This window comes from Sphingomonas sp. T1 (assembly GCF_902506585.1).
GTDB lineage: Bacteria > Pseudomonadota > Alphaproteobacteria > Sphingomonadales > Sphingomonadaceae > Sphingomonas > Sphingomonas aerolata.
Genome location: NZ_LR733875.1, coordinates 1713713 through 1739838 on the forward strand (window position 1 = coordinate 1713713; position 26126 = coordinate 1739838).

A 26126-nucleotide genomic window follows, 5' to 3' on the forward strand; every position below is an offset into this window, starting at 1 on the left:
GTTAATCCTGACGGTATCGCGCCCCCCGCCCCCCCTGCCGTCATCCTGACGAAAGTCAGGACCCAGGGTCACAGGCGCTGACGTTCCTGGCTCTGGGTCCTGACTTTCGTCAGGATGACGGATTGGGGCGGGGAGGATCGTCGGTCAGAAGCGGTAGCTGAGCCAGCCGGCGAGGAAGTCCGAGTTCTTGTACCCGGCGCGGGTCAGTGACGACCCCGCGATCAGATGCTCGTAGCGGCCGGTGAAGGACAGCCGCGACGAGATCGGATAGACCGCCTGGAAGCGGATCGTGTCGGCGATCTTGCTGCCAGACACATTCTGCGTGCCGGCAAAGGCGCTGCCATTGGCGCGGTACACGGCGTCGTTCTGCGAATCGCGCCACGACAGCTGATATTCCGCAGTCAGACGCAGCTTGTCGAGCACGGTGAAGCTGACGTTCGGCGCGACCGCGATCAGGTTGGTCGGCGTCGCGAACAGCTGATAGCTGTAATAGATGTTGTTGCCGAACGGCGCGAGCGCGGTGCGCAGCGTGCCGTTGCCATAGGCACCACCACCGCTGGCATAATCCGCATGGAAGCCGACGCGCGGCGCGTTGCGCCCCTTGCCGAGCTTGTAGGTCTGCGCGAGCAGGATCAGCCACGCCTTGATCGAGCGGTTGTCATAGCTGCCGCCCTGATAATTGACGGTCCAGTCGAGATTGACCGGTCCGGCATCACCCCAGAAATGCAGGCCGTAGAAATTGCGGACCTCGCGCGCATTGTCGGTGCCCCAGACCGCATTGCGGTTGCGCAGCCGCCAGAGGAACGGATCGAGATAGAGCTTCGACCCGCCGAACAGCGTGTCGGGCAGGACGACGCCGGTCGAGATGCCCGAGAAGCGCCGCGCGCTCTCCGCATCGTCGTCGCGCGTGCCTTGCGTGCCGTAGGCGGTCGGCTTGAAGTCGAACACGTCGGCGCGCACGCCCGCGGTCCGCGCCCAGGCGCGAAAGCCGTTGAACCCGAAATACAGCGTGTTGTTGTCGCGCGGCACGACCATCAGGTTTGGCCCGTCAGCAAAGGTCTGGCGACCATAGCGCACCCCGACATCGACATCGGCGACGGTGCCCGTCAGGTCGACGAACGCCTGCTGCACCGCGAGCTTGTTGCGCAGGTTCGGCAGCACGTTGCCGAGATTTTCACCCTCGAGCGTGCCGTGCGCGACCTCGCCATAGAAGCGCAGATGCTCGCCGACATGCAGGTCGGCGCCGCCGAACAGGCGAAGGATGTCCTGCCGCTGCGCCTCGCTGTCGCGCAGATTGGGGTTGGTGGTGTGGTTGACGCGCAGCCGCGCCTCGCCCGACAGCGTCAGGTAGACGTCGCCGTCGCCCGCGATCGAGATGAATTTCAGCTGGTCGATGATGTCCTTGCGCTTGGCCGGGTCGCGCAGTTTCGACCAGTCCTCCGCCCAGCGTGACTGGTTGTAGCCGCCCGCGGTGACGCCGTCGCCGACCGCGGCATTGGGATAGCTCTCGGCGATCGGCGAGGCCGCGCTGGTGCCGGCCGCGTCCTTGGACACGGGACCGAGCCGTTCGCGCGCCTTGGGCGGTGCGCTCTCGGGAGCAGCCTGTTGCGGCGCGGCCTGGGCGAGCGCCATTGCGGGAAGGGTCGCGACGGCAAAGCCGGCCGCATGGCGCACGCGGCGCATCATCATCGAGGTCATAAAAGCTATCCGGTACTGGTCGCGGGGCCGGCCAACGCCGGCCCCGTCGGGATCATGCGGCAGGAGCGGCGGCGGTCGTGATCGGCGCCGGCGCGAGTTCGGGCAGCTGGCCCGACAGCGCCGCGTTCAGCTTGTCGCGGTCGAGCGCACCTTCCCAGCGAGCGACGACGATCGTCGCGACCGCGTTGCCGATGAAGTTGGTCAGGCTGCGGCACTCGCTCATGAAGCGGTCGACGCCGAGGATCAGTGCCATGCCCGCGATCGGCACGGTCGGCACGATCGACAACGTGGCCGCCAGCGTGATGAAGCCCGCACCGGTAACGCCCGCGGCGCCCTTTGACGAGATCATCGCGACGACGAGCAGCAGCAGTTCCTGCCCGAGCGTCAGGTCGGTGTTGGTCGCCTGTGCGATGAACAGCGCGGCCAGCGTCATGTAGATGTTGGTGCCGTCGAGGTTGAACGAATAGCCGGTCGGCACGACCAGCCCGACGACCGACTTCTCGCAGCCCGCAGCCTCCATCTTCTGGATCAGGTTCGGCAGCGCGGCTTCCGACGACGAGGTGCCGAGCACCAGCAGCAGTTCGGCCTTCAGATACTTGATCAGCTTGAAGATCGAGAAGCCCGTCAGACGCGCGACGGTGCCGAGGATGACGACGACGAACAGCGCCGCGGTCAGGTAGAAGGTCGCGACCAGCGCGCCGAGATTGGCGAGGCTGCCGATCCCGTATTTGCCGATCGTGAACGCGATCGCGCCGAACGCACCGAGGGGGGCGGCGCGCATCAGGATGCCAACCAGCTTGAAGACGATCAGGCTGAGACGCTCGAGGAAGTTGAGCACGGGCTTGGCAGGCTCGCCGACCAGGCTCAGCGAAATGCCGAACAGGATCGCGATCAGCAAAATCTGCAGGATGTTGCCGTCGGTGAACGCGCTGACCATCGTGTCCGGGATGATGCTCATCAGGAACCCGGTGATCGTCGTCTCATGCGCCTTGACCGTATAGTCGGCGATGCCCTTGGTATCGAGCGAGGCGGCGTCGATGTTCATCCCCGCGCCCGGCTGGACGACATTGGCGACGATCAGGCCGACGATCAGTGCGAGCGTCGAGAAGAACAGGAAGTAGGCGAACGCCTTGCCCGCGACACGACCGACCGCGCCCAGTTCCTTCATCCCGGCGATACCGGTGACGAGCGTCAGGAAGATCACCGGGGCGATGATCATCTTCACCAGCTTGATGAACGCGTCGCCGAGCGGCTTCAGCGCCGCGCCGTACGTCGGATAGAAATGCCCGAGCGCTGCGCCCAGCGCGATCGCGATCAGCACCTGGATATAGAGCTGGCTGGTCCAGCCTTTGCGTGCCGGCGTTTCCGCGACCGCATATGTCTGGGATGGTAGGGTCAACATCGCCTCCTGAAAGTCTCGTCCACTCACGCGGGACGTTAGTGAGGGCGGTAATGCCGGGCCGGACCCCGGACTACAAGTGATCACGTCAAGCACGTCAAACCCTTGGATTCGCGTGAGTTTGCTCCGTACCGATGGTTCGAATGTGCGGAAAATGCACATTTTTGCCGATGGCGTCACGCGAATGTGTGTGATAATCCGCACAGATGAGACGGACTCGATCCTCGCTGGTGACGACCGCGTTGGCGGTGCTGATGGCGTTCGCCGCGCTCGGTGTGATCGTCTCGGTGGTCGCCTCCGTCTATGGCCGGCGGACGGTGGCGGATGCGACCGCCGCGGTCCGGCTGCGGGCGATGCAACAGACGCGCAGCAACCTGCGGCTGCTTGAGGCGGAACTGCAGACCTATCGCCTGCTCCCCGTCATGCTCGGCGAATATACCGATGTCCGGGCGGCCCTCGCGTCGGGCACGGTCGATCCGGCGCTCAATGCCAAGCTCGCGCTGCTCGCGGCGCGCACCGGTGCACCGGTCATCTATGCGCTCGATACGCAGGGGATGACGATCGCCGCGTCGAATGCGGACCGCCCCGACAGCTTTCTCGGCCATGATTATCGCTACCGCGACTATTTCACCAAGGCGATGGCGTCGGGCGCGACCGAGTTCTTCGCGCTGGGCAGTGTCAGCGGACGCCCCGGCCTCTACCTCTCGCGACGGATCGACCGCGCGGGACGGCCGCTTGGCGTCGTCGTCGTCAAGGTCGAGTTCGACCGCATCGCACAGGCCTGGATCCAGGATCACATGACGACCTTCGTCGTCGATGCGGACGGCGTGATCCTGATCTCCAGCGATCCGCGACTCGAATTCCACACGACGCGCGCGCTGTCCCCTGCACGGCGTCGGACACTCGCGCAGACGCGGCAGTTCGGCACGCTGCCGCTGCTCCGCGCACCGCTGACGCTGGCGGACGACCGGTCGCGGCTCAGCGACGGGACGCCCGCGGTGACGGTGTCGCTGCCCGTGCCGATCGCGGGCTGGCATCTGGTCCATATGGAGCCGCTCGACGCGGCGCTGCGCAGCGCTGCGGTGCGAACGCGCTCGGCGACGACGATCGCCGCGCTGGCGACGATCGCGGCGATGCTCGGCGCATGGTGGCTGCACCAGCGCCGCAAGCGCAACGCGGGCGCGCGGGCCGAACTCGAGGCCGAAGTCGCACGCCGCACCGCCGAGCTCAGCGCCACCGCCGACCGGTTGCAGATCGAGGTCGAACAGCGCGAGGCCGCCGACCAGCGCTTCCGCCAGGCGCGCGAGGAGCTCGCCCATGCCAACCGCGTCGGCTCGATCGGCACGATCACCGCGAGCGTCGCGCACGAGATCAACCAGCCGGTCGCGGCGATCCGCACCTTTGCCGACAATGCCGCCGCGTTCCTCGCGCGCGACGAACCCGCGCGCGCCGCGACCAACCTGCAGGCGATCGTCGATCTGACCAGCCGGATCGGCACGATCACCGCAGGGCTGCGGCGCTATGCCAGGCGCGGCGCGGGCTCGATCGGCCCGGTCGCGCTCGACGCGGCGATCGACGGCGTCCGCCTGCTGATCGGCGACCGGTTCCGGGCGAAGGGCGTGACGCTCGACCTGCCGAGCGGGCCCGAGGCGCGGCTGACCGTGATCGCCGGCCGCGTCCGCCTCGAACAGGTGCTCGTCAACCTGCTCCAGAACGCGCTCGACGCGGTCGCCGAGCGGCCCGATGCGCGCGTCGACGTCACCGTCGGGCGCAAGGGCCGCGATGTCGTGCTGACCGTCGCCGACAACGGCCCCGGCATCGATCCCGGCATCGCCGACGACCTGTTCACCCCGTTCGCGACCAGCAAGACCGACGGCCTCGGCCTCGGGCTCGGCATCGCGCGCGACATCATGACCGAGTTCGGCGGCACGCTCGACCTCGTCCCTGCTCCACGAGGCGCCGTCTTCCGCATGATCCTGGTAAAAGCATGAGCGAGCAGAGCGTCCTGCTCGTCGACGACGACGACGTGCTGCGCGGCGCGCTCGAACAATCGTTCGAACTCGCCGGCATCGCGGTGATCGCCGAGCGCGATCCGACCGTTGCGCTCGCGCGGATCGATGCGGGCTTCGACGGCGCGGTGGTGTCCGACATCCGCATGCCCAAGATGGACGGGCTGGAGCTGTTCCGCCGCATCGCCGCGATCGACCACGAGATCCCGGTGCTGCTGATGACCGGCCACGGCGACGTCGCGATGGCGGTCGCAGCGCTCAAGAACGGTGCGTTCGACTTCATCCCCAAGCCGTTTGCGACCGATCACCTGATCGCGGGCGCGAGGCGGGCGCTCGAGATGCGCCGCCTCGTCCTCGACAATCGCCGGCTGCGCGCCGCCGCCGAGGAGACGATCGGCGCCGAACCGCTGATCGGCGAGACCCCGGTGATGGTCCGGCTGCGCGAGACGATGCGGCAGATCGCGCAGGCCGATATCGACGTGCTGGTCGAGGGCGAGACCGGCACCGGCAAGGAACTCGTCGCGGTGCTGCTCCACCGCTGGAGCAACCGCCGGTCTCGGCCGTTCGTCGCGGTCAACTGCGCCGCGCTGCCCGAGGCGGTCGCGGAGATCGAGCTGTTCGGCCATGACGGCGATTCGCGCCTGCCCCGCACCGGCCGGATCGAGGCGTCGAACCGCGGCACGCTGTTCCTCGACGAGATCGAGAGCACGCTGCCCGCGGTCCAGGCCAAACTGCTCCGCGTGCTCGAGGAACGCGAGGTCATGCCGGTCGGCGGCGACCTGCCCCGCGCGCTCGACCTGCGGGTGATCGCCGCGGCGAAACCCGGGCTCGACCAGGCGGTCGAGGACGGCCGGTTCCGCGCCGAGCTGCTGTTCCGGCTCGATGCGGTGCGGTTGCGCATTCCGCCGTTGCGCGAACGCCGCGACGACGTGCCCTTGCTGTTCGGGCATCTGCTGCACCAGGCCGCCGAGCGGTTCGGGCGCGAGGTGCCGACGATCGACACCGCGACGCTCGCCTATCTCGGCCAGCATGACTGGCCGGGCAATGTCCGCGAGCTCGACAATCTGGCGAAACGGCTGGTGCTGCGCGTCGAGGCGGATGCGCCCGCGGACGAGGATGGCGACCTGCCGCTCCCCGCGCGTGTCGACAAGTTCGAGGAAGCGACGATCCGCGCGACGTTGCACCAGGTCAGCGGCGACGTCCGCTCCGCGCTCGCCGCGCTCGGCATCCCGCGCAAGACCTTCTACGACAAGCTGAAACGCCACGAGATCGACGTCGAGGCCTATCGACCGACCAAGGGGTGACGGGCCCATTCCGTTCGCCCTGAGCGAAGTCGAAGTGACGGGTCGAGGCTACCGGTAACGCCCCCAACCCCGTTCGCCTTGAGCGAAGTAGAGGTTACAGGCCGGGACTACCGGTAACGCCCCCAACTCCGTTCGCCCTGAGCGAAGTCGAAGGGCAGGTCCCGCGCGCAAGTGCTTCGACTTCGCTCAGCACGAACGGATTGGGGTTAGGCGGGTCGATCCACCCCTAGGTCGGAATAACCGGCACCACCCCGCCCTGCCGCGTCGCCACGAATCGCGCGAGCGGCGGTCCGATCAGCAACACGCCAAGAAACCGCATCACCTGCAGCGCCATCACGAACGGCACGTCGACCGGGCTCGACGCGGCGATGATCGCGACCGAATCCATCCCACCGGGGCTCGACGCAAGATAGGCGGTGACCGGGTCGATCCCCGCCCAGCGCGTCAACGCCGCCGCGATCCCGCCACAGAACGCGATCAGCAGCCCGACCGACAGCAGGATCCGCGGCATCGCCTTGCCGGCGACCCGGAGCGTATCGCGCGTGAACGACAGCCCGATCTTCCACCCGACCACCGCATAGCTGATCGCGAGCAGCCATTGCGGCAGCACCGGCTGCGCGATCCCGGTGACGTTGAGCACCCCGCCCAGCACGAGCGGTCCGAGCAACGCGCCCGCGGGCAGCCGCAGCTTGACGCCAAGAACCGCGCCGACTCCCGCGATCGCCACCGTCCGCAGCACTGCGACCGGATCGACGCCCACGAACCACGCCGCGGCCGGATGGTGCCCGCTGCCGCCGCCGACCATCACCGCCGCCAGCACCGAGGCGACGACCGCGACGCACACGACGCGCGTATAGGTCATCACCGCGACCAGCCGCGAATCCGCGCCATAGGCCTGTGCCATCAGCACCATCGCGCTCGCGGCGCCCGGCGTCGAACCCCACACCGCGACGGTGCCCGGCAGCACCTGCCAGCGGCTGAGCAGATAGCCGAGCACACTGCTGGCCGCGAGCGTCGCGACATTGACCGCGAGGAACACCGGCCAGTGCTGCGCAACGGTCGCGACGATCCCGGTGGTGATCGACCCCGCGATCAGCGTCCCCACCGCCGCCTGTGCGCCGCGAAAGGCGAGGATCGGCACCCCCAGCGACCAGCCGCGCACCGCGAGCACGACCGCCGCGATCATCGGTCCGAGCAACAGCCCCGCGGGCAGTCCGATCCATTCCAGCGCCCCCGCCACCAGCGCCGACAGCGCGACCAGCAGAGCCCAGCGCCAGATCATGCCTTGGTCGCGAACCAGATCACGTGACGCGCCCCGCCCTTGCGCGTCGCGCGCGCGACGACCTCGTCGACCACGAACCCCGCCTCGTCGAGCCGGCGAGTGAACGGCTTGCTCGGCGCCGACGACCAGACCGCGAGCACCCCGCCCGGCCGCAGCGCGGCACGCGCCCGCGCCAGCCCCGAAGCGCCGTAGAGCCGGTCGTTCCCCGGCCGCGAAATCCCGTCGGGACCATTGTCGACGTCGAGCAGGATCGCATCCCACTCCCCGTCCGCGATCGCCGCGGCGACATCGCCCTCGAATATCCGCGTGCGCGGGTCGCTCAGGCTGTCGCCGTGCAGCGCCGCCATCGGCCCGCGCGCCCATTCGACCACCGCGGGCACGATCTCGGCGACCGCCACCTCGGCATCGGGCCCGAGCCGCGCAAGTGCTGCACGCAACGTGAAGCCCATGCCGAGCCCGCCGATCAGCATCCGCACACCCGGCCGCGCGCCGATCCGGTCGCACGCCTGCTCGGCCAGCGCCTCTTCGGACCCGCTCAACCGGCTGTTCATCAGCTCGTTCGCGCCGAGCATGATCGAGAATTCCGCGCCGCGCTGGAGCAGCCGCAACTCGCCGCCGCCCGGCACCTGCGCCGTCCCAAGAAGAACCCGCGGGATCATGCAGACCACGCCGCAATGTCGTCCTGCTCGCCGATCAGCGCGAGGCCGTGCGCGATCGAGGTCAGCTCGCCACCGCTCATGATCGCGGCCTCGCCGAACCGGTCGACGAAGATCTGCCGCACCCGCGGGATCAGCGACGATCCGCCGGTCAGGAACACCCGGTCGATATCGCCGCCGCCGACCTTCGCCGCGGCCAGCGCGCTGTCGACCGTCGCCTCGATCCGCGCGACATCGTCGGCGATCCAGCCCTCGAACTGCGCGCGCGTCACCTCTGCCTCGATCTCCAGCCCGGCACCCGCAAAATGGAAATGCGCGTCCTCGCCCTGCGACAAGGCCCGCTTCAGCGTCCCCACCGCGTCGTACAGCGGATAGCCGAGCTCGTTCTCGATCACCGCGATCATCCGACCGATCGCATCCGGGTCGATCGCAGTCTTCTGCAACCGCTCGAGCTCGGTCATCGTCTTGCGGTTGCGCATCAGCGCGAGCCTGGACCAGTCCGCGAAATCGGCGAAATAGGCGCGCGGGATCTCCAGCTCCTTGCCGAACGACTTGTACGCGCCGCCCTTGCCCAGCATCGGCAGCACCAGCCGGTCGAGGATGCGGTAGTCGAACCGGTCGCCCGCAATGCCGATGCCCGCATGGCCGAGCGGCGTGCAGCGTCGCGCCGCGCCCGGCTCGGCGACCCGCACGACCGAGAAATCACTCGTACCGCCACCGAAATCGGCGACCAGGATCGTCGCGGGCTCGGTCAGCCGCGTCGCATAGCTGTACGCAGCGCCGAGCGGTTCGTAGACGTAATGGATCTCCGCGCCGAAGCCCTTGAACATCGCGTCGTAGCGCGTCCGTGCCAGCGCCTCGTCGGGCCGCGCGCCGGCATATTCGACCGGCCGCCCGACGACGATCCGCTGCGGCCGCGTGTCGAGTTTGCCGCCCGCATGCGCGATCAGCTTGTCGAGGAACAGCTTGCCCATCTCCTCGAAGCGATAGCGCTTGTCGAAGACGGAGGCCTGCTCGAACGTCTTCATCGCCGCGACCGACTTGAACGACTGGATGAACCGGCTGTCGAGCGGATATTCCATATATTCCGCGATCGCCCACGGCCCCGCATCGACCGCGAGCCCCTTGCCGCTGTCGTCCTGCCAGAAGCAGAGCGCGGAGCGGAACACCGGGCTGGTCTCGGCGGGCGCGGCGAAGGTCACGAGTTCGGGCGTGCCGCCGGGCGTCCCGAGCGCCACGACGCTGTTGGTCGTGCCGAAGTCGAGCCCCAGTGCGGGACTCGCGGCTGGCGTTTGCATGAAGGTCTCCGGGAGCGGGTGGCGCCTGCCTATGCCGACCGGGGCCCCGGGATGGCAACCGGTAAAGTCGCGTGCGGCGCGTCTTCGCGCTCGCCCGGGGTCAGCGCGCGACCATCTCGCGGATCCGTTCGGCGAGCACGTCGAGCGCGAACGGCTTGGTGATCATCTCCATCCCCGGCCCCAGAAACGCGCCGCGCACCGCCGCCTTTTCGGCATAGCCGGTGACGAACAGAATGCGCAGATCGGGGCGATGCCGCCGCGCGACCTCGGCGAGCTGGCGCCCGTCCATCCCGGGCAGGCCGACATCGCTGACCAGCAGGTCGACCCGCCGCTCGCTTTCGAGGATCGGGATCGCCGCGCGTGCGTCGCCCGCCTCCATCACGCCGTAGCCGAGGCTGCCGAGGATATCGACGATCAGCATCCGCACCGCGACATCGTCCTCCACCACCAGCACGCATTCGCCGTCCGCGCGCGGCAGGTCGCGGTCCGCGGTCGGCACGCTGGCCGCCGCAGTGCCGTGGAAGCGCGGCAGGTACAGCTTGACCGTCGTGCCCTCGCCCTCCTCCGAACAGATCCGGACATGCCCGCCCGACTGACGTGCAAAGCCATAGATCATCGACAGGCCGAGCCCGGTGCCCTGCCCGATCGGCTTGGTGGTGAAGAACGGGTCGAACGCCTTCTCGATCACCGCCTTCGACATGCCCGTGCCGGTGTCGCTGACGCCGATCGCGACATAGTCGCCGGGCGCGAGATCGCCGATCGCCTCGGTATAGTGCGCGTCGAGATGCATGTTCTCGGTCTCGATCGTCAGCCGCCCGCCCTCGGGCATCGCGTCGCGCGCGTTGATCGCGAGGTTGAGCAGCGCGCTTTCGAGCTGGTTGGCATCCGTCGTCACCGGCCAGGTCGCGTCCTGCCGCCGGATCTCGAGCCTCGCATTCTCGCCGAGCGTTCGTGCGAGCAGATCCTCCATGTCGGCGATCAGCCGGTCGACATCGGTCGCCTTCACGTCGAGCGACTGGCGCCGCGAAAAGGCGAGCAGCCGCTGCGTCAGCCCCGCGGCACGCTGCGCGGAGACCGTCGCCGCCTCCAGATAGCGGTCGACCTTGTCCGGGCGCGGTTCGGGCACGTTGCGCCGGACCATGTCGAGTCCGCCCAGGATACCGGTGAGCATGTTGTTGAAATCATGCGCGATGCCGCCGGTCAGCTGGCCGACCGCCTCCATCTTCTGCGCCTGGCGCAGCGCATCCTCGGCGCGCGCGAGCTGCGCCTCGCGCTCCTTGTCCGCGGTGACGTCGCGCCCGACCGCGTTGATCAGCCCGTCGCCCGGCCGCGCCGCCCAGCTGATCCAGCGATAGCTGCCATCCTTGTGGGCATAGCGATTGTCGATTCGCGCGACTGCCTCGCCGCGGGCGATCCCCGCCGCGGCCAAGCCGGCATGCGCGACGTCGTCGGGGTGGAGCAGCGAGAAGAGCTGGCGTCCGACGATCTCGTCCATCGACCAGCCCAGCATGTCGGTCCAGGCGGGATTGGCGGCGACGATCGTGCCGTCGAACTCGGCGCGCAGCATAATGTCCGACGACAATTCCCACAACCGGTCCCGGTCCGCGGTCGACACCTCGACGGCCTCGGCCAGTCCCTCGTTGATCGCGCGCAGCTGGCGCTCCGCCGCCTTGCGCGTCGACTGGTCGAGGATCGCGCCGATCATCCGCGTCGGCGCGCCGTCCTCGTCGCGGATAACGTAGCCGCGGTCGAGCACATCGGCATAGCGGCCGTCGGCGCAGGCGAACCGGTATTCGTCGGTCCAGTCGCTGTCCTGCCCGTAAATCACCGCATCGATGCTCGCATGGATCCGCGCGCGGTCGTCCGGATGGACCTGTTCCAGCCACCAGTCGCCGGTCGACTTCGCATCGGGCAGGACATGGCCATAGGCGCGCGTCAGCGCCTCGTTCCACAGCACCGAATTGCTCCGCAGGTCCCAGTCCCAGATCGCGTCGTTGGTCGCACGGCTGGCGAGCCGTAGCCGCTCGCTCGTCTCGCGCAGCGCCGCCTGTGCGCGGCGATCGTCGCTCATGTCGACGACCGTCCCGACCAGCCGGATCGGACTATCGCCATCGAAGAACGCGATGCCGTGCGCGACGATATGGCGCTCGACGCCGTCGCTCTGGCCGATCGTGCGATATTCCGAATCGAACATCCGCGTGCCGCGCGGATCGAGCGCGGCGGCGACTTGCGCATCGGCGGCCGCGCGGTCGTCGGGGTGGAGATTGGCGAGGAAGGCGGACTCGTACTCGACCGGCGCGCCTGCCGGGATCCCGAACAGCGCGCGGCACCGGTCGTCCCAGCGCAGCATCCCGTCCGCCGGCCGATAGTCGAACCGGCCCAGCCGCGCGACCCGCGTCGCCAGTTCCAGCTCCTCGCGGCTTTCGGACAGCGCGACCTCGTTGCGGCGGCGCTCGCTGATGTCGTTGAACAGCACCGCAACATGGTTCAGCTCGGGCGCATCGACGCGGTAGGCATAGACCTCGAACCAGCGATCCTGCAGCGCGGAGGCGGGATCCTCGAACCGCAGCGGCTCGCCGGTCGTCGCGACATGGCCGTACAGGTCGAACCAGCGCTGTTCCATGTCGGGCGCGACGTCGCGCATCGTCCGCCCGATCATGTCGTCGAGCCCGGTGTTGCGCGCGAACGCCCGGTTCACCTCGAGGAAGCGATAGTCGTAGGGCGCGCCGTCGGCGAACAGCACCTCGATCACGCAGAACCCCGCATCGATCGATTCGAACAGCGAGCGATAGCGCGCCTCGCTCGCCTTCACCGCGGTCTCACCGCGCACCCGGTCGACCGCGTCCGAGGTGCGCAACGCGACGTCCTCGACCAGCGCGATATCCGCCCTGGTCCAGTCGCGCGGCGTGGCCTCGTGCAGGTACAGGACCGCCGCGAGCTGCCCGTCACGGAGCAGCGGCGCGGCGATCAGCGCGCCGACGCCGGCCTGCGCCCAGCACCGCGCGGTCGCCGGATCACGCGCGCGTGCGTCGGTCGCGCAATCGTCGACGATCACGGTGCGCCCGCGCCGCAGATCGGCGATCACGCCCGCGCCCAGCGCCGCGTCCCCGTCCCCGTCTCCGTCTCCGTCTGGCGTCGCGGCGAGGCCGGGCAGCGCCCCGTTCGACCAGTCGCTGACGCCCCGGGTCATCGCGCCGTCCGCCGAAACCTCGTCATAGCCGCAGCGCGCGACGTCGAGATGCGAGCCCAGCGCCGCGGCGGCCGCCGCCATGATGTCGTCGGGCAGCGCCATCGTGCGGAACAGGTCGACCAGCGCGAGCTGGAACGCCTGTCGCGCGAGCAGTTCATCACGATCGAGCAGAGGGGGACGCATAACCTATGTGTGCCCGGAGAGACCGGGGAAGTCGAGCCATGGCTCAGCCGCGCTTCAGCCGGACCAGCGCAGCGTCGAGCGCGGACAGGAAACGCGACCGGTCCGCCTTGGCAAAGGGTGCCGGCCCGCCGATCACGTCGCCGCCCGCGCGCAGATCGGCCATGATCGCGCGCGTCGCGATCGCACCGCCGATCGAGCTGGTGGTGAACGGCTTGCCGGTGTTCGCGAGCACGGTCGCCCCCGCCTTCACGCAGCGATCGGCGAGCAGGATGTCGGCAGTGATCACCACCGCCCTCGCATCGGCCTGCTCGGCGATCCAGTCGTCGGCGGCGTCGAACCCGTCGCTGACGACGACGCGGTTGACGAGCGGGTGGACGGGTATCCGAAAATGGCTGTTCGCGACGATGGTGACGGGCACCTCGTGCCGCCACGCGACCTTGTAGATCTCGTCCTTGACGGGACACGCATCGGCGTCGACGAGGATGCGGAGCGAGGGTGGCAGGTCGGTCATGGTCATCTCCCGCCCCTCGTCATCCTGACGAAAGTCAGGACCCAGGGTCATACAGGACGGCGTTCGTTACTCTGGGTCCTGACTTTCGTCAGGATGACGGGGCTGAGAGGGCCCCTGCCATCGTCAGAATGACGGCGCGGGGGCCGGCCAGCGCCCTCACCCCGTTCGCCCTGAGCGAAGTCGAAGGGCATGCCCCAGGCCGGGGTACCTCGACGTCGCTCAGCACGAACGGAAGGCGGCAGGTTCAGCTACACTCGCGATTGCCGCGATACGGCGCCTTGCGCGCCGGCGCCGGACCGCCGCGCGGGGCCGCGCGGTGCAGCGTCGAGCGCGGGGCGCCCGCGTTGCTGCGACCACCGCCGCCGGCATGGCGTGCGGTGCTCTCGGGTGCGCCCTGCATCGCCTCGATCGCGACGCCGCTCTCCTCTTCGCCCGCCTGCGCGGTGCGCTGGATCGCCGCCGAGAAGCGCGACGCGACGGCGCGCGGGATCTCGAACGCGGTCTCGTTCGGGCCGATGCGGATCGCACCGATCTCGGACTTGGTGATGTGCCCGCGACGGCAGATCAGCGGCAGGATCCAGCGCGGATCGGCGTTCTGGCGACGACCGATGTCCATGCGGAACCACACCGTGTCCTCGAAGCCCGCGCGCGGACCCTGCGAACGATCGTCGCTGACCGACTGCTTGCTCTGGTCGATCAGATCCTCGGCCTGCGGCATCGTCGCGCGGTGCATGTGCACCAGCGCCGCGGCGATATCCTCAGGGGTCTTCTCGGCCATCAGGCGGGTCGCGAGCTCGCGATCCTCTTCCTCGACCTCGACCGGCTGCATCAGCATCGTGATCAGCCGCTCATGGTCGTTCTTGCGGATGTCCTCGGCGGTCGGGGCGTTGACCCACTCCGCGTTGATCTTCGCACCTTTCAGCATCATGTCGACGCGACGGCGACGCGGGAACGGCACGATCAGCACGGCGGTGCCCTTCTTGCCCGCACGACCGGTACGACCCGAGCGATGCTGCAGCGTCTCGGCATCTCGCGGCAGCTCGACGTGCACGACGAGGCTGAGCGTCGGCAGATCGATGCCGCGCGCGGCGACGTCGGTCGCGACGCAGACGCGCGCACGGCGATCCCGCAGCGCTTGGAGCGCGGCGTTACGCTCGTTCTGCGAATGCTCGCCCGACAGCGCGACCGCGGCGAAACCGCGCTCGACCAGGCTCGCATGCAGATGGCGCACGTTATCGCGCGTCGCGCAGAACAGCATCGCCGTCTCCGCTTCGTGGAAGCGCAGCAGGTTGATCACCGCATGCTCGATCTCGGACGGCGAGACCGTGACGGCCTGGTACGAGATGTCGCCATGACCGCGATCCTCACCGACGGTCGAGATCCGCACCGCGTCGCGCTGGTAGCGCTTGGCGAGCGCGACGATCGGCCGCGGCATCGTCGCCGAGAACAGCAGGGTGCGGCGCTGCTCGGGCGACGCGTCGAGGATCTGCTCGAGATCCTCGCGGAAGCCCATGTCGAGCATCTCGTCGGCCTCGTCGAGCACCGCGACCTTCAGGGCCGACAGGTCGAGCGCGCCGCGCTCAAGATGGTCGCGCAGACGGCCGGGCGTGCCGACGACGATATGCGCGCCGTGTGCGAGGCTGCGACGCTCCTTCGACGCGTCCATGCCGCCGACACAGGTCGAGATGCGCGCACCCGCCTTGGCATAGAGCCACATCAGCTCGCGGCTGACCTGCAGCGCGAGTTCGCGCGTCGGTGCGATGCACAGGACGAGCGGCTTGTGCGGCGCCGGCAGGCGCTGAACGCCGTCCTCACCCGCTTCACCGAGCAGTTCGCCGGCCATGGCCAGGCCAAACGCGACGGTCTTGCCCGAGCCGGTCTGTGCGGACACGACGAGATCGCGACCGACCGCATTCTCCTCGATCACATGCGCCTGGACGGGGGTGAGCGCGGTATAGCCACGCGCGGCGAGCGCTTCTGAAAGAAGCGACGGAATATTTGAAAAAGGCATGTACGTCCTAATTGGTGGCCGGCTTGACGCTACGGCAAAGCACTGGCGTGGTGGTCCCTACAGGACTTGGCCCGCGGCCCACCCGCTCGCCCATGCCCATTGGAAGTTGTAGCCGCCGAGCCACCCTGTGACATCGACCGCTTCGCCGACCGCATACAGGTTTTTTACGCGTTTGGCTTCCATTGTTTGTGAAGAAAGCTCAGCAGTGCTGATTCCGCCCGCCGTCACCTCCGCCTTGGCATAGCCTTCGCTGCCATTTGGCGTGAATTGCCAATGGCTTAGCGCACGCTCCGCGTCCTGGAGCCGGCGATCGGTGAGGGTGGAAATCTCCCCCGTCATCCCCAGCCGCTCGCTCAGCGTCTCGGCGAGTCGGTCGGGCAGCGTACCCCCGAGCAGCTTGCGTAGCGTCGTGCGCGGCGTGGTGCGCTTCGCTGCGGGGAGCCAGCCGGAGTCGCGGTCGGGGACGAAATCGATGCCCACGGGCTGGCCGTGCCGCCAATAGGACGAGGCTTGCAGGATCGCCGGCCCCGACAGCCCGCGATGCGTGAACAGCGCTGCCTCACGGAACGCGGTCTTGCCGGCCGTCGCAACGACGTCGGCGGCGACGCCCGACAGCTCGCGGAACAGGATCTCGTCGCCGCCTAGCGTCAGCGGGACGAGCGCGGGCCGCGGCTCGACCACCTTCAGCCCGAATTGCCGCGCCAGATCATAGGCAAAGCCGGTCGCGCCCATCTTCGGGATCGACGGCCCGCCGGTCGCGATCACCAGCGCGGGCGCGGTGACCGCGCGGCCGTCGATCGCGACGCGGTAGCCGCCGTCACCCTGCTCGACCGCGGTGACGCCGCGTCCCAGCGACAGGTCGACCCGCCCCTTGTCGCATTCGTCGAGCAGCATCTCGACGATCTGTTTCGCCGAGCCGTCGCAGAACAGCTGCCCCAGCGTCTTTTCGTGCCACGCGATCCCGTAGCTCTCCACGAGCGCGAGGAAATCCTGCGCGGTGTAACGGCCGAGCGCGGACTTGGCGAAATGCGGATTGGCGGAGATATAGCGGTCGGCGGCGGTGTGCATGTTGGTGAAGTTGCACCGCCCGCCGCCCGAGATCAGGATCTTCTTCCCCGCCTGCTCGGCATGGTCGACAAGCAGGATCCGCCGCCCGCGCTGCCCCGCGACCGCGGCGCACATGAGCCCGGCGGCGCCTGCCCCGAGGATGATCGCGTCATAGTCGGACAAGGTTCGCTCCGTGCGGCGCGGGGTGCCGGCCGCTGATGAAAGGTGGTTCCCCGCGAAGGCGGGGACCAGGCTGGGCTCCCGCCTTCGCGGGAGAACAAGGCCGGATTCGGCGCGTTCGGGATCGCCCATATAGGCGCCACCGGCTCCTAACGAAAGCACCACCCCGGCGAAGGCCGGGGCCCAGTTGGGGGACGCCAATGACGCACGTCGCGCGTCATTACACCCACCTCTCCAACTGGACCCCGGCCTCCGCCGGGGTGGTGAATTCTTCAATCGTCATCCTGACGAAAATCAGGACAACGGAAAAGTCAGCGCAGCTTCGCGATATTCAGCGAATCTTCCTTCGCGCGCGTCTTCACCGATTCCTCGCTCCGCGTCAGCGCCTTGGCGATCGCCTTCAGCGCCATGCCCTTCTTGGCGAGCGTATGCAGCTTCTGGATCTCGTCCTGGGTCCAGGGCTGGCGGTGCCGTTCGAATTTGGCCTCGGCCATTATGCGATCTCCACTATCTCGATCGCATCCGCCTTGCCGGCAAACGCCACCGTCTCGCCCACCGCGGCGCCCATCAGCGCGCGTGCGAGCGGGGCGGAGAAAGCGAGGCGATCCTCGCCCGGCTCGGCCTCGTCGCCGCCGACGATCGCGATCGTCCGTTCCGCGCCGTTCATCCGCACGCGCACCGACGATCCGATCCCGACCTCACCCTCTTCGGGCTCCGGCGCGAGCTCGGCAGTCGTCTGGCGCGTGTGCCAGTAGCGCAGGTCGCGCAGCAACACCTTGCGCGCTTCCTCGTCCGTCTCGGCCGCCACCGCCGCCTCGATCGTCTCGACGCGCTCGCCGATCAGCGCAAGGCCGCGCGCCGTGACCAGATTGGGCCCCGGCGCGATCGGCTGTTCGAACTTCGGCTCGAGATGTTCCTCGTCGCTTTCACGGCGAAACGCGACGCTCATGCGCTTACTTCAGGCATGCGACGATACCCGCGATCGCCGCCAGCGTGCCGTCGACATTCTTCACCTTCACGACGTCGAGCCCGAGCTGCTCGGCCGGATAGTCGTTGCCGCCCGGGAAGATCGCGTCGCCGATGAACATCATCTTGTCGAGCGCGATCCCGCTCGCTTCGTTGAGCTTCTTCAGGCCATACGCCTTGTCGACACCCTCGCGCGTGATGTCGATCGAGGTCGCGCCGCCCATGTTGATCGACAGACCCGGCAGACGCTGGCGCAGATCGGCCTGGATCACCTTGCGCTTGGCGAAGTCGGGATCCCAGCTGTGCTTGGCGTCGATCGGCGCTTCCTGGCCGAGCGCGGAGAAGGTGATCTGGCTGCCGCGATCCTCGATCCGCTCGCCCCAGGTCTGCTCGGGCACGAACCCGGTCGCCTCGAGCGACTCGTCGAATGCCTTGAGGATCTTCTGCTTCTCGTCGTCCTCGAACAGCTCGGCATAGACCGCACGCCAGGCGTCGTCGAACCGGTACAGCTTGGTGCCGGTCGTCGGCATCAGCCACAGCTTGGTGCGATCGGCGCGCTCGGGCAGACGGCTCGCGACCTGCTTTTCGAACTGCGGCCAGTCGCCACCCGAGATCACCGCGACATGCGCGACGTCGAGCAGGTCGGCGAGCGCCTCGCCCATCGGCTCCTGCAAGGGCTGCTTGCTTTCGGCCAGCGTTCCGTCGAGGTCAAAGGCAACCAACTCTTTCATGCGGAAACTCCCGTGAGGATAAAGGTGTCGATCGCGTGCGCGACGCCATCGGCATCGTTCGCGGTGGTAATCTCATGCGCGACGTCGCGGACGGACTGCGGCGCATTGCCCATCGCGATCGCCAGCCTGGCCCGCTTGAGCATCGCAATGTCGTTCGCCTGGTCGCCGATCGCCGCGGTCTGCGTCAGGCTGATGCCGAACGCGTCCGCGAGTTCCTCGATCCCGCTACCCTTGTTGCCCGCCACGGGCGTGATGTCGAGATAATAGGTCTGGCTCTGGACGATCGTCGCCTGCGCGTCGAACTTCGCCGCGACCTTGGCGTGCAGGTCGCGCAGCAGATCCTCGTCGTCGCTGACGAACGTCACCTTGTCCGCCTTGCCGAGCAGGTCGGTGAAGTCGGCGACGATCACCGGATCCTGCGCCGAGGCCTTGCGCTCACTGTCGACATGGCTGCCCTGGTCGGTGCTGGCATACCAGACATCGTCGGCGAAGATCCAGGTATCGACCGGCGCGTCACCGATGATGTCCATCGCGCCGCGCACGACGTCGACATCGACCATGTGATGCTCGATCACCGTGCCGTCGCGCTTGAACACGATGCCGCCGTTGAACGCGCCCATCGGCTCGTCGATGCCGAGCAGGTCGGCGATCGGCATCATCCCCGATCGCGGCCGCGCGCTGATGATCGTGAAGCCCAGGCCCGCCGCCTTCAGCCGCCTGACCGCATCGACGGTCGCGGGCGCGACCTTCTTGTCCTTGTCGACGAGCGTGCCGTCGACGTCGGACACCAGGAGCTTGATGCTCACTTGCCCGTTCACTGGGGCATCTCGACATGCCCGCCAAAGCCGAAGCGCATCGCCGACAACAGCTTGTCGCCGAACGTATGGTCGACCCGGCTGCGATAGCGTGCGTAGAGCGCGGCGCTCAGCACGTTGGCGGGCACCTTCTCCTCCATCGCCGCGTCGATCGTCCACTGGCCCTCGCCCGAATCCGCGACGCTGCCGCTGAACCCTTCGAGCGTGCCATCCTTGGCCAGCGCGATCGCCGACAGGTCGAGCAGCCACGACGAGATCACGCTGCCGCGACGCCACACTTCGGCGACATCGGTCAGGTTGATGTCGAACCGCTGGTCCTCCGCGACATGCTCGCCCGACTTGCCCTTGAGGATGTCGAAGCCCTCGGCATAGGCCTGCATCAGGCCGTATTCGATGCCGTTATGGACCATCTTGACGAAATGCCCGGCGCCCGGAGGGCCCGCATGGATATAGCCCTTTTCCGCACGCGGATCGGCCTGCCCCTCGATGCGGCCCGGCGTGCGGACGATCTCGCCCATGCCCGGTGCCAGCGTGTCGAAGATCGGATCGAGATAATCGACCGTCTCCGTCTCGCCGCCGATCATCATGCAATAGCCGCGCTCAAGTCCCCAGACGCCACCCGACGTGCCGACGTCGACATAGCGGATGCCCTTTTCGGCGAGGTCCTTCGCGCGGCGGACGTCGTCCTTGTAAAAGCTGTTGCCGCCATCGATGATGATGTCGCCCTCGGCGGCCTTTTCGGCGATCGCCTGCACGGTCTGCTCGGTCGGCTCGCCTGCGGGCACCATCACCCACCAGATCGCCGGCGTGTCGAGCTTGCCACGCATGTCGTCGAGCGAGTCCGCACCGATCGCACCATCCGCCGCGAGCTTCTTCACCGCCTCCGCATCGCGATCGAACGCGACGACCTCATGGCCGTTTTTCATCAACCGGCGCGCGATATTGCCGCCCATCCGGCCGAGGCCGATCAGTCCGATCTTCATGATTCACTCCGCGCTTTCGCTGGAAAATACCTGCCGTTCGTCCCGAGTAGACGTCGAGCGTGTCGAGACGACGTATCGAGGGACATGTACCTCGATACGGTCTCTCGACTTCGCTCGATCCCTACTCGGCACGAGCGGGAACGTGTCTTACGCCGTCGCCGGCTGCTTCTTCGCGATCGACCCGAGCAGGTCGTCGAACGCCTTCACGAACGACGCGACACCCTCTTCGACCAGCGTGCCGGTCACGCCGGTCAGGTCGAGGCCCAGCCGTTCGGCTTCCGCCAGCACATGCTTCGCGCCATCGACATCCGCGGTGATCGTCTCCGCCGCGGTGCCATGGTCGCGAAACGCGTCCATCGTCTTTGGCGGCATCGTGTTGACCGTGTCACGGCCGATCAGCGTGTCGATGTAGAGCGTGTCGGGATAGCTCGGATCCTTGACCCCGGTCGACGCCCACAACAGCCGCTGCGGCTGCGCGCCCTTGGCGGCGAGCGCCTGCCAGCGGTCCGACTTCAGGAACTCGAGATACCATTGATACGCCATCTTCGCATTGGCGATCGCGACCTTGCCGCGCACTGCCTTCAGCGCATCCGCCTCGGCATCACCCTTTTCGAGCCGTGCATCGATCTGCTTGTCGATCATCGTATCGATCCGGCTGACGAAGAAGCTCGCGACGCTGGCGATCCGGTCGATCGGCTTGCCCTCGGCGACGCGCTTCTCGAGTCCTGCCGCATAGGCCTCGGCGACGCGCACATAGGCGTCGATCGAGAACAGCAAGGTCACGTTGACGTTGATCCCTTCCGAGATCGCGGTCGAGATCGCCGGGCCGCCCGCAAGCGTCCCCGGGATCTTGATCATCAGGTTCGGCCGGTCGACCGCCGCCCACAGCTTGCGCGCCTCGGCGATCGTCGCGTCGGTGTCGTCCGAGATATAGGGCGACACTTCGAGGCTGACATAGCCGTCCTTGGCGTCGAGCCGGTCATACACCGGCTTCAGCGTCTCCGCCGCCGCCTTGATGTCCTGGATTGCGAGATGCTCGTAGCGGTCGATCGTCGCCGCGCCGGGGTTCTCCTTGTCGAACTTCGCGAGCGTCGAGTCATAGGCCTCGCCGTGGCCCATCGCCTTTTCGAAGATCGACGGGTTGGAGGTGACACCGGTCAGGCCGTCCGCGTCGACCAGCTTCTGGAGGCCACCGGCCTCCAGGAACTTCCGGTCGACGAAATCGAGCCATACCGCCTGGCCGAAGCCTTCGAGTTCGTTAAGCGCACCCATCACTTGGTCTCCATAACCTGGCGGGCAACCTTGACGACATTGTCGACGGTGAACCCGAACTTGTCCTGCAGTTTGGCGAGCGGTGCCGAAGCACCGAAGGTCGACATCGTCACGGTCGCGCCGTCGAGCCCGACATAGCGGTCCCAGCCGATCGACCCGGCCATCTCGATCGCGACGCGTGCCCGCACGCCCCGCGGCAACACGCTTTCCTTGTAGGCGGCGTCCTGCAGTTCGTAGCGATACCAGCTCGGCATCGACACGACCCGGCTCTTCACGCCGTCCGCGACCAGCTTCTCATGCGCCTCGACCGCCAGCGACACTTCGCTGCCCGTCGCGATCAGGATCACGTCGGGCGTGCCGTCACAATCGGCGAGCACATAACCGCCCTGCTCGACGCCGTCGGCGCTCGCATATTTGGTCCGGTCGAGCGTCGGCAAAGCCTGGCGCGACAGGATCAGCGCGGCGGGCGTGCTGGCATCCTTCAGGACCGCCTTCCACGCCGCGACGACTTCGTTCGCGTCGCTCGGGCGGATCGTGTCGAGCCCGGGGATCGCACGCAGCGTCGCCAGATGCTCGATCGGCTGGTGCGTCGGGCCGTCCTCGCCGACGCCGATCGAATCGTGCGTGAACACCCAGACCGCGCCGACCTCCATGATCGCCGACAGGCGCACCGGTGCGCGCATGTAATCGACGAAGACGAGGAAGGTGGAGCCGTAGGAGCGCAGATGCGACAGCGCCATGCCGTTGACGATCGCGCCCATGCCATGTTCGCGAATGCCGAAATGGAAGTTGCGGCCGGCATAGTTGTTCGCCTCGAACGAGGGCTGGCCCTTGATGTCGGTCTTGGTCGACGGCGCGAGATCCGCCGAGCCGCCGATCAGCCACGGCACCTTGGCGGCGATCGCGTTGAGCACCTTGCCGCCCGAATCACGGCTGGCGACACCCTTGGGATCGGCCTCGAACACGGGAATGTCCGCGTCCCAGCCCTCGGGCAGCTCGTCCTTGAGCAGCAGGTCGAGCTCGGCCGACAGCTCGGGATATGCGTCACGATACTTGTCGGTCAGCGCGACCCATTCGTCGCGCAGCTTGGCGCCGCGCTCTGCGATCGCACCGTTGAAATGCTCGATCACGCCGTCCGGAACGTAGAACGACTTGTCCTCGGGCCAGCCATAGGCCTGCTTGGTGAGGCGGATATTCTCGTCGCCGAGCGGCTCGCCATGCGCCTTCTCGCTGCCAGCCTTGGGGCTGCCGTAACCGATCACCGAATGCACGACGATGAAGGTCGGCTTGTCGGTGGTCGCCTTGAACGTCTCGATCGCACGGCTCAGCGCCGCGGTGTCGTTCGCGTCGTCGACATGGATGACGTTCCAGCCATAGGCGTCGAAGCGCAGGCCGACATCCTCGTCGAACGCGAGATCGGTCGCGCCCTCGATCGAGATGTGGTTGCTGTCGTAGATCCAGCACAGATTGCTGAGCTTCAGATGCCCGGCCATGCTCGCCGCCTCGGCCGAGACGCCCTCCATCATGTCGCCGTCACCACAGATGGTGTAGACGTCATGGTCGAACAGCGTGAAGCCGTCCTTGTTGTAGCGCGCCGCGAGCCAGCGCTCGGCGATCGCCATGCCGACCGAATTGCCGCAACCCTGGCCGAGCGGGCCGGTCGTGGTCTCGACGCCCGTCGTGTGCCGATATTCGGGGTGACCCGGGGTCTTGGACGAAAGCTGACGGAACTGCCGGATGTCCTCGAGGCTGACCGCCTCCTTGCCGCTCTTCTCGCCGTCCGCACTGATCTCTTCGATCTTGGCGAGGTGGATCAGCGCATAGAGCAGCATCGACGCGTGGCCGACCGACAGCACGAACCGGTCGCGATTGGGCCAGTCGGCGTGCTTGGGGTCGTAACGCAGGAATTTCGACCAGAGCGTGTAGCCGACCGGCGCGAGCGCCATCGGCGTGCCGGGATGGCCCGAATTGGCCTTCTGCACCGCGTCCATCGACAGCGTGCGGATCGTATCGATCGTCAGACGCTCGGGCGAACCGTCCTCGTGCAGGTTCGGATCCGCCTTCATCGTGGGGGCGGTTGCGGTATCGGTCATGAAAGAAAGCCTCGCTCTAGACGGTGACCGAACGCCGCGCATCCGATCTGGTTGCCAACATAGGATGCCTTTAGGCGGATGCATCCGAGCGTTCCAGTCGCGTAACGACGCCTTTCGATGCAATATACGCGGCATCGACCTCGTCGAGAAACAATCCGTGGCCCAGCACGCCCGGAATCGCCGCCAGCACCGCCGCCAGCGCGTGCGGGTCGCCGAGCGTCGGAAACCGGCAATCCGCGACCAGATTGTCCTGATCCGTCCGATAGTTGGCACGAATCACCGGCGCTCCGCCAAGGTCGCTCAGCACGCGCATCACATAGGCCCGCGCGAAGGGCAGCAGCTCGACCGGCAGCTTCGCCGCGCCGATCCGTTCGACCCGCTTCGATCCGTCCGCAATCACGACCATCCGTGCCGAGCTTGCGGCGACGATCTTCTCGCGCAGCATCGCCCCGCCCGCGCCCTTGATCGCGAAACAGCGCGCATCGATCTCGTCCGCGCCGTCGATCGTCAGGTCGACCTGCGCGATGTCGGCAAAGTCGAGCACCGGAATGCCCACCTGCTGCGCCAGGATGCCGCTTGCCTCGGACGTGACGACCGCGCGGACGTCGAGCCCCGCCGCGACCCGCTCGCCCAGCGCGCGGATCGCGAACGCCGCGGTCGACCCGGTACCCAGCCCGACCAGCATCCCGTCCCGAACCTCCGTCACCGCCGCCACCGCCGCCGCCTGCTTGTCGTCATCGATCATGTGTTGCGCCTTTTCAAATCAACTGCCCGCCCCCTCACCGTTCGCCCGTTCCGCTCCCCGTTCGCCCTGAGCGAAGTCGAAGGGCATGCCCCAGGAGAAGATGCTTCGACTTCGCTCACCACGAACGGGAGGGACGACCGGATAAACGCAACGAACGGAGTGGGGGGAACGAACGGATGAACGAAACGAACGGATTGGGGGGAACGAACGGATTAGGGAATACGAACGGATCAGGAGAACGAACCGCCCCGGGGAATCATCCTAACACCCCCCAAAACCCCCCGTCATCCTGACGAAAGTCAGGATCCAGAGCCACCAACGATCCCCTCGCGACCCCGGATCCCGACCTTCGCCAACACAACCGACCGCAAAAAACCCCACCCCGGAAACACCACAAAACACCCCCACCAACAAACCAGGTTACTCTTTCTTCCCTATTTTTCGCGTCCGCTTTTCAACTGACATACTTCTGGTACATCCGCATGGTTTAGCCGGCCCTCATCTGATCGCGGATACCCCACTTGATAGCCAAACGACTTACCCCTTGGCGCTACGCCGTGATGGCACCCGCGCTGATCGGCCTCGCGGCCTGTTCCGGCGGCGACGGCGATGCCGCAAAAGGCAAGGGCAAGGGCGGTCAGCCGGGTCAGGGCACCCCCACCGTCGGCTATGTCGTGATCCAGCCGTCGAGCGTCGCGATGACCACCGAGCTGAGCGGCCGCACCACCGCGTTCGAAAGCTCGGACGTCCGCCCCCAGGTCACCGGGATCATCCGCCGCCGCTTCTTCACCGAGGGCACGCTCGTCGAGAAGGGCCAGCCGCTCTACGAGATCGACCCGCGCCTCTACCGCGCCGCCGCCAACGAGGCGCAGGCGAACCTGCAGAGCGCGCGCGCCAATGCCGAGGCGCAGGGCATCCTCGCCCAGCGCTACAAGCCGCTCGCCGAGATGGAGGCGATCAGCAAGCAGGATTATACCAACGCGATCGCGACCTCGCGTCAGGCGACCGCCTCGGTCGCACAGACCCGCGCCGCGCTCGAGACCGCGCAGATCAACCTGAAGTTCACGACCGTCCCCGCGCCGATCACCGGGAGGATCGGCCGCTCGCTGTTTACCGTCGGCGCGCTCGTCTCCGCGACGCAGACTGATCCGCTGTCGCAGATCCAGCGGCTCGACCCGATCTTCGTCGACATCCAGCAGGCCTCGGGCGACCTGCTCGCGCTGCGCCGCTCGCTTGGCCAGAACGGCATCGTCCCGACCCGCGCCGAGGTCCGCCTCAAGCTCGAGGACGGCAGCGATTACGGCGCGACCGGCTCGGTTGAGTTCGCCGAGGCGCTGGTCAACACCGAGACCGGCACCGTGACGCTGCGCGCGCGCTTCCCCAATCCCCAGGGGCTGTTGCTGCCCGGCATGTTCGTACAGGCGAAGTTCGCGCAGGCGATCAACCAGCGCGCCTTCCTCGTACCGCAGGCGGGCGTCGCGCGCGACGCGAAGGGCAATGCGACCGTCTATGTCGTCAGCGCCGACAACAAGGCGGTGCAGAAGACGATCAAGGCCGACCGGACGCAGGGCCCCTATTGGGTCGTCACCAGCGGGCTCAACCCCGGCGACCGGATCATCACGCAGGGGCTGTCGAAGATCGCCCCCAATCAGAGCGTGAAGCCGGTCCCCGAAAACACCGCGCAAAAGATCGAAGCGCCCAAGGGCGACTCCTCGGGTGGCGATAAGGCCAGCCAGAAAAAGGCCGGCTAGAC

Annotated in this window: 20 protein-coding genes; 3 read left to right on the forward strand and 17 right to left on the reverse strand. The window is 67.6% G+C overall.

The window, feature by feature from the left end:
- Positions 1-144: 144 nt before the first annotated feature.
- Both GV027_RS07770 and GV027_RS07775 read right to left on the reverse strand, forming a co-directional pair.
- A complete protein-coding gene (locus GV027_RS07770; protein ID WP_056409205.1) occupies positions 145-1698 on the reverse strand; it encodes an alginate export family protein in 1554 nt (517 codons plus the stop codon).
- Between the two features lie 52 nt (positions 1699-1750).
- Positions 1751-3097: a dicarboxylate/amino acid:cation symporter gene (locus tag GV027_RS07775; RefSeq protein ID WP_260171256.1), complete on the reverse strand. Its 1347-nt coding sequence runs from the start codon at positions 3095-3097 to the stop codon at positions 1751-1753.
- Positions 3098-3327: 230 nt separating this feature from the next.
- Here GV027_RS07775 and GV027_RS07780 point away from each other — a divergent pair, with 230 nt between their 5' ends.
- Together GV027_RS07780 and GV027_RS07785 are read left to right on the forward strand one after the other, a co-directional pair.
- Positions 3328-5088: a sensor histidine kinase gene (locus tag GV027_RS07780; RefSeq protein WP_201302597.1), complete on the forward strand. Its 1761-nt coding sequence runs from the start codon at positions 3328-3330 to the stop codon at positions 5086-5088.
- Complete coding sequence (locus GV027_RS07785) at positions 5085-6410, forward strand: sigma-54-dependent transcriptional regulator (RefSeq protein ID WP_056409201.1); 1326 nt, start codon at positions 5085-5087, stop codon at positions 6408-6410. Before GV027_RS07780 ends, GV027_RS07785 begins: the two co-directional genes overlap by 4 nt.
- A 226-nt stretch (positions 6411-6636) precedes the next feature.
- Here GV027_RS07785 and GV027_RS07790 read toward each other — a convergent pair whose 3' ends face one another.
- The 15 genes from GV027_RS07790 to rpiA all read right to left on the reverse strand — a co-directional run bounded on the left by GV027_RS07790 (position 6637) and on the right by rpiA (position 24373).
- Positions 6637-7692 carry an AbrB family transcriptional regulator gene (locus tag GV027_RS07790; RefSeq protein ID WP_042467687.1) on the reverse strand — a complete coding sequence of 352 codons (1056 nt, stop codon included), beginning with the start codon at positions 7690-7692 and terminating at the stop codon, positions 6637-6639.
- Entirely contained in the window at positions 7689-8351 is a 663-nt protein-coding gene (locus tag GV027_RS07795) for a spermidine synthase (protein WP_159511514.1), read from the reverse strand. The genes GV027_RS07790 and GV027_RS07795 overlap by 4 nt, the downstream gene beginning before the upstream one ends.
- Positions 8348-9646: an Hsp70 family protein gene (locus GV027_RS07800; protein ID WP_159511515.1), complete on the reverse strand. Its 1299-nt coding sequence runs from the start codon at positions 9644-9646 to the stop codon at positions 8348-8350. Before GV027_RS07800 ends, GV027_RS07795 begins: the two co-directional genes overlap by 4 nt.
- A 100-nt stretch (positions 9647-9746) precedes the next feature.
- Entirely contained in the window at positions 9747-13019 is a 3273-nt protein-coding gene (locus tag GV027_RS07805; RefSeq protein ID WP_159511516.1) for a PAS domain-containing protein, read from the reverse strand.
- A 43-nt stretch (positions 13020-13062) separates the two neighbouring features.
- The gene (locus GV027_RS07810) at positions 13063-13530 is read right to left on the reverse strand and encodes a YaiI/YqxD family protein (RefSeq protein WP_159511517.1); all 468 of its coding nucleotides are present in this window, start codon (positions 13528-13530) and stop codon (positions 13063-13065) included.
- 244 nt (positions 13531-13774) lie between these two features.
- Entirely contained in the window at positions 13775-15541 is a 1767-nt protein-coding gene (locus tag GV027_RS07815) for a DEAD/DEAH box helicase (RefSeq protein WP_159511518.1), read from the reverse strand.
- Between the two features lie 57 nt (positions 15542-15598).
- The gene (locus GV027_RS07820; RefSeq protein ID WP_261362608.1) at positions 15599-16771 is read right to left on the reverse strand and encodes an NAD(P)/FAD-dependent oxidoreductase; all 1173 of its coding nucleotides are present in this window, start codon (positions 16769-16771) and stop codon (positions 15599-15601) included.
- Between the two features lie 308 nt (positions 16772-17079).
- Entirely contained in the window at positions 17080-17262 is a 183-nt protein-coding gene (locus GV027_RS07825) for a hypothetical protein (RefSeq protein ID WP_031396458.1), read from the reverse strand.
- Positions 17262-17717, reverse strand: coding sequence for a GreA/GreB family elongation factor (locus GV027_RS07830; protein WP_031441771.1), 456 nt, complete (start codon positions 17715-17717; stop codon positions 17262-17264). The genes GV027_RS07825 and GV027_RS07830 overlap by 1 nt, the downstream gene beginning before the upstream one ends.
- 4 nt (positions 17718-17721) lie before the next feature.
- Complete coding sequence (locus GV027_RS07835; RefSeq protein WP_031441770.1) at positions 17722-18465, reverse strand: HAD-IIB family hydrolase; 744 nt, start codon at positions 18463-18465, stop codon at positions 17722-17724.
- Positions 18462-19271 carry a Cof-type HAD-IIB family hydrolase gene (locus GV027_RS07840; RefSeq protein ID WP_236559109.1) on the reverse strand — a complete coding sequence of 270 codons (810 nt, stop codon included), beginning with the start codon at positions 19269-19271 and terminating at the stop codon, positions 18462-18464. Before GV027_RS07840 ends, GV027_RS07835 begins: the two co-directional genes overlap by 4 nt.
- An 8-nt stretch (positions 19272-19279) precedes the next feature.
- Positions 19280-20263, reverse strand: a complete 984-nt coding sequence (gene gnd / locus GV027_RS07845) for a phosphogluconate dehydrogenase (NAD(+)-dependent, decarboxylating) (protein WP_056409181.1) — start codon at positions 20261-20263, stop codon at positions 19280-19282.
- A 147-nt stretch (positions 20264-20410) separates the two neighbouring features.
- Positions 20411-21535, reverse strand: a complete 1125-nt coding sequence (tal, locus tag GV027_RS07850; RefSeq protein ID WP_159511521.1) for a transaldolase — start codon at positions 21533-21535, stop codon at positions 20411-20413.
- Positions 21535-23628, reverse strand: coding sequence for a transketolase (gene tkt / locus GV027_RS07855; RefSeq protein WP_159511522.1), 2094 nt, complete (start codon positions 23626-23628; stop codon positions 21535-21537). Before tkt ends, tal begins: the two co-directional genes overlap by 1 nt.
- A 70-nt stretch (positions 23629-23698) precedes the next feature.
- Positions 23699-24373: a ribose-5-phosphate isomerase RpiA gene (gene rpiA / locus GV027_RS07860; protein ID WP_159511523.1), complete on the reverse strand. Its 675-nt coding sequence runs from the start codon at positions 24371-24373 to the stop codon at positions 23699-23701.
- Between the two features lie 560 nt (positions 24374-24933).
- Here rpiA and GV027_RS07865 point away from each other — a divergent pair.
- On the forward strand, positions 24934-26124 hold the full coding sequence (locus tag GV027_RS07865) for an efflux RND transporter periplasmic adaptor subunit (protein ID WP_159512805.1): 1191 nt from the start codon (positions 24934-24936) through the stop codon (positions 26122-26124).
- Positions 26125-26126: the final 2 nt, after the last annotated feature.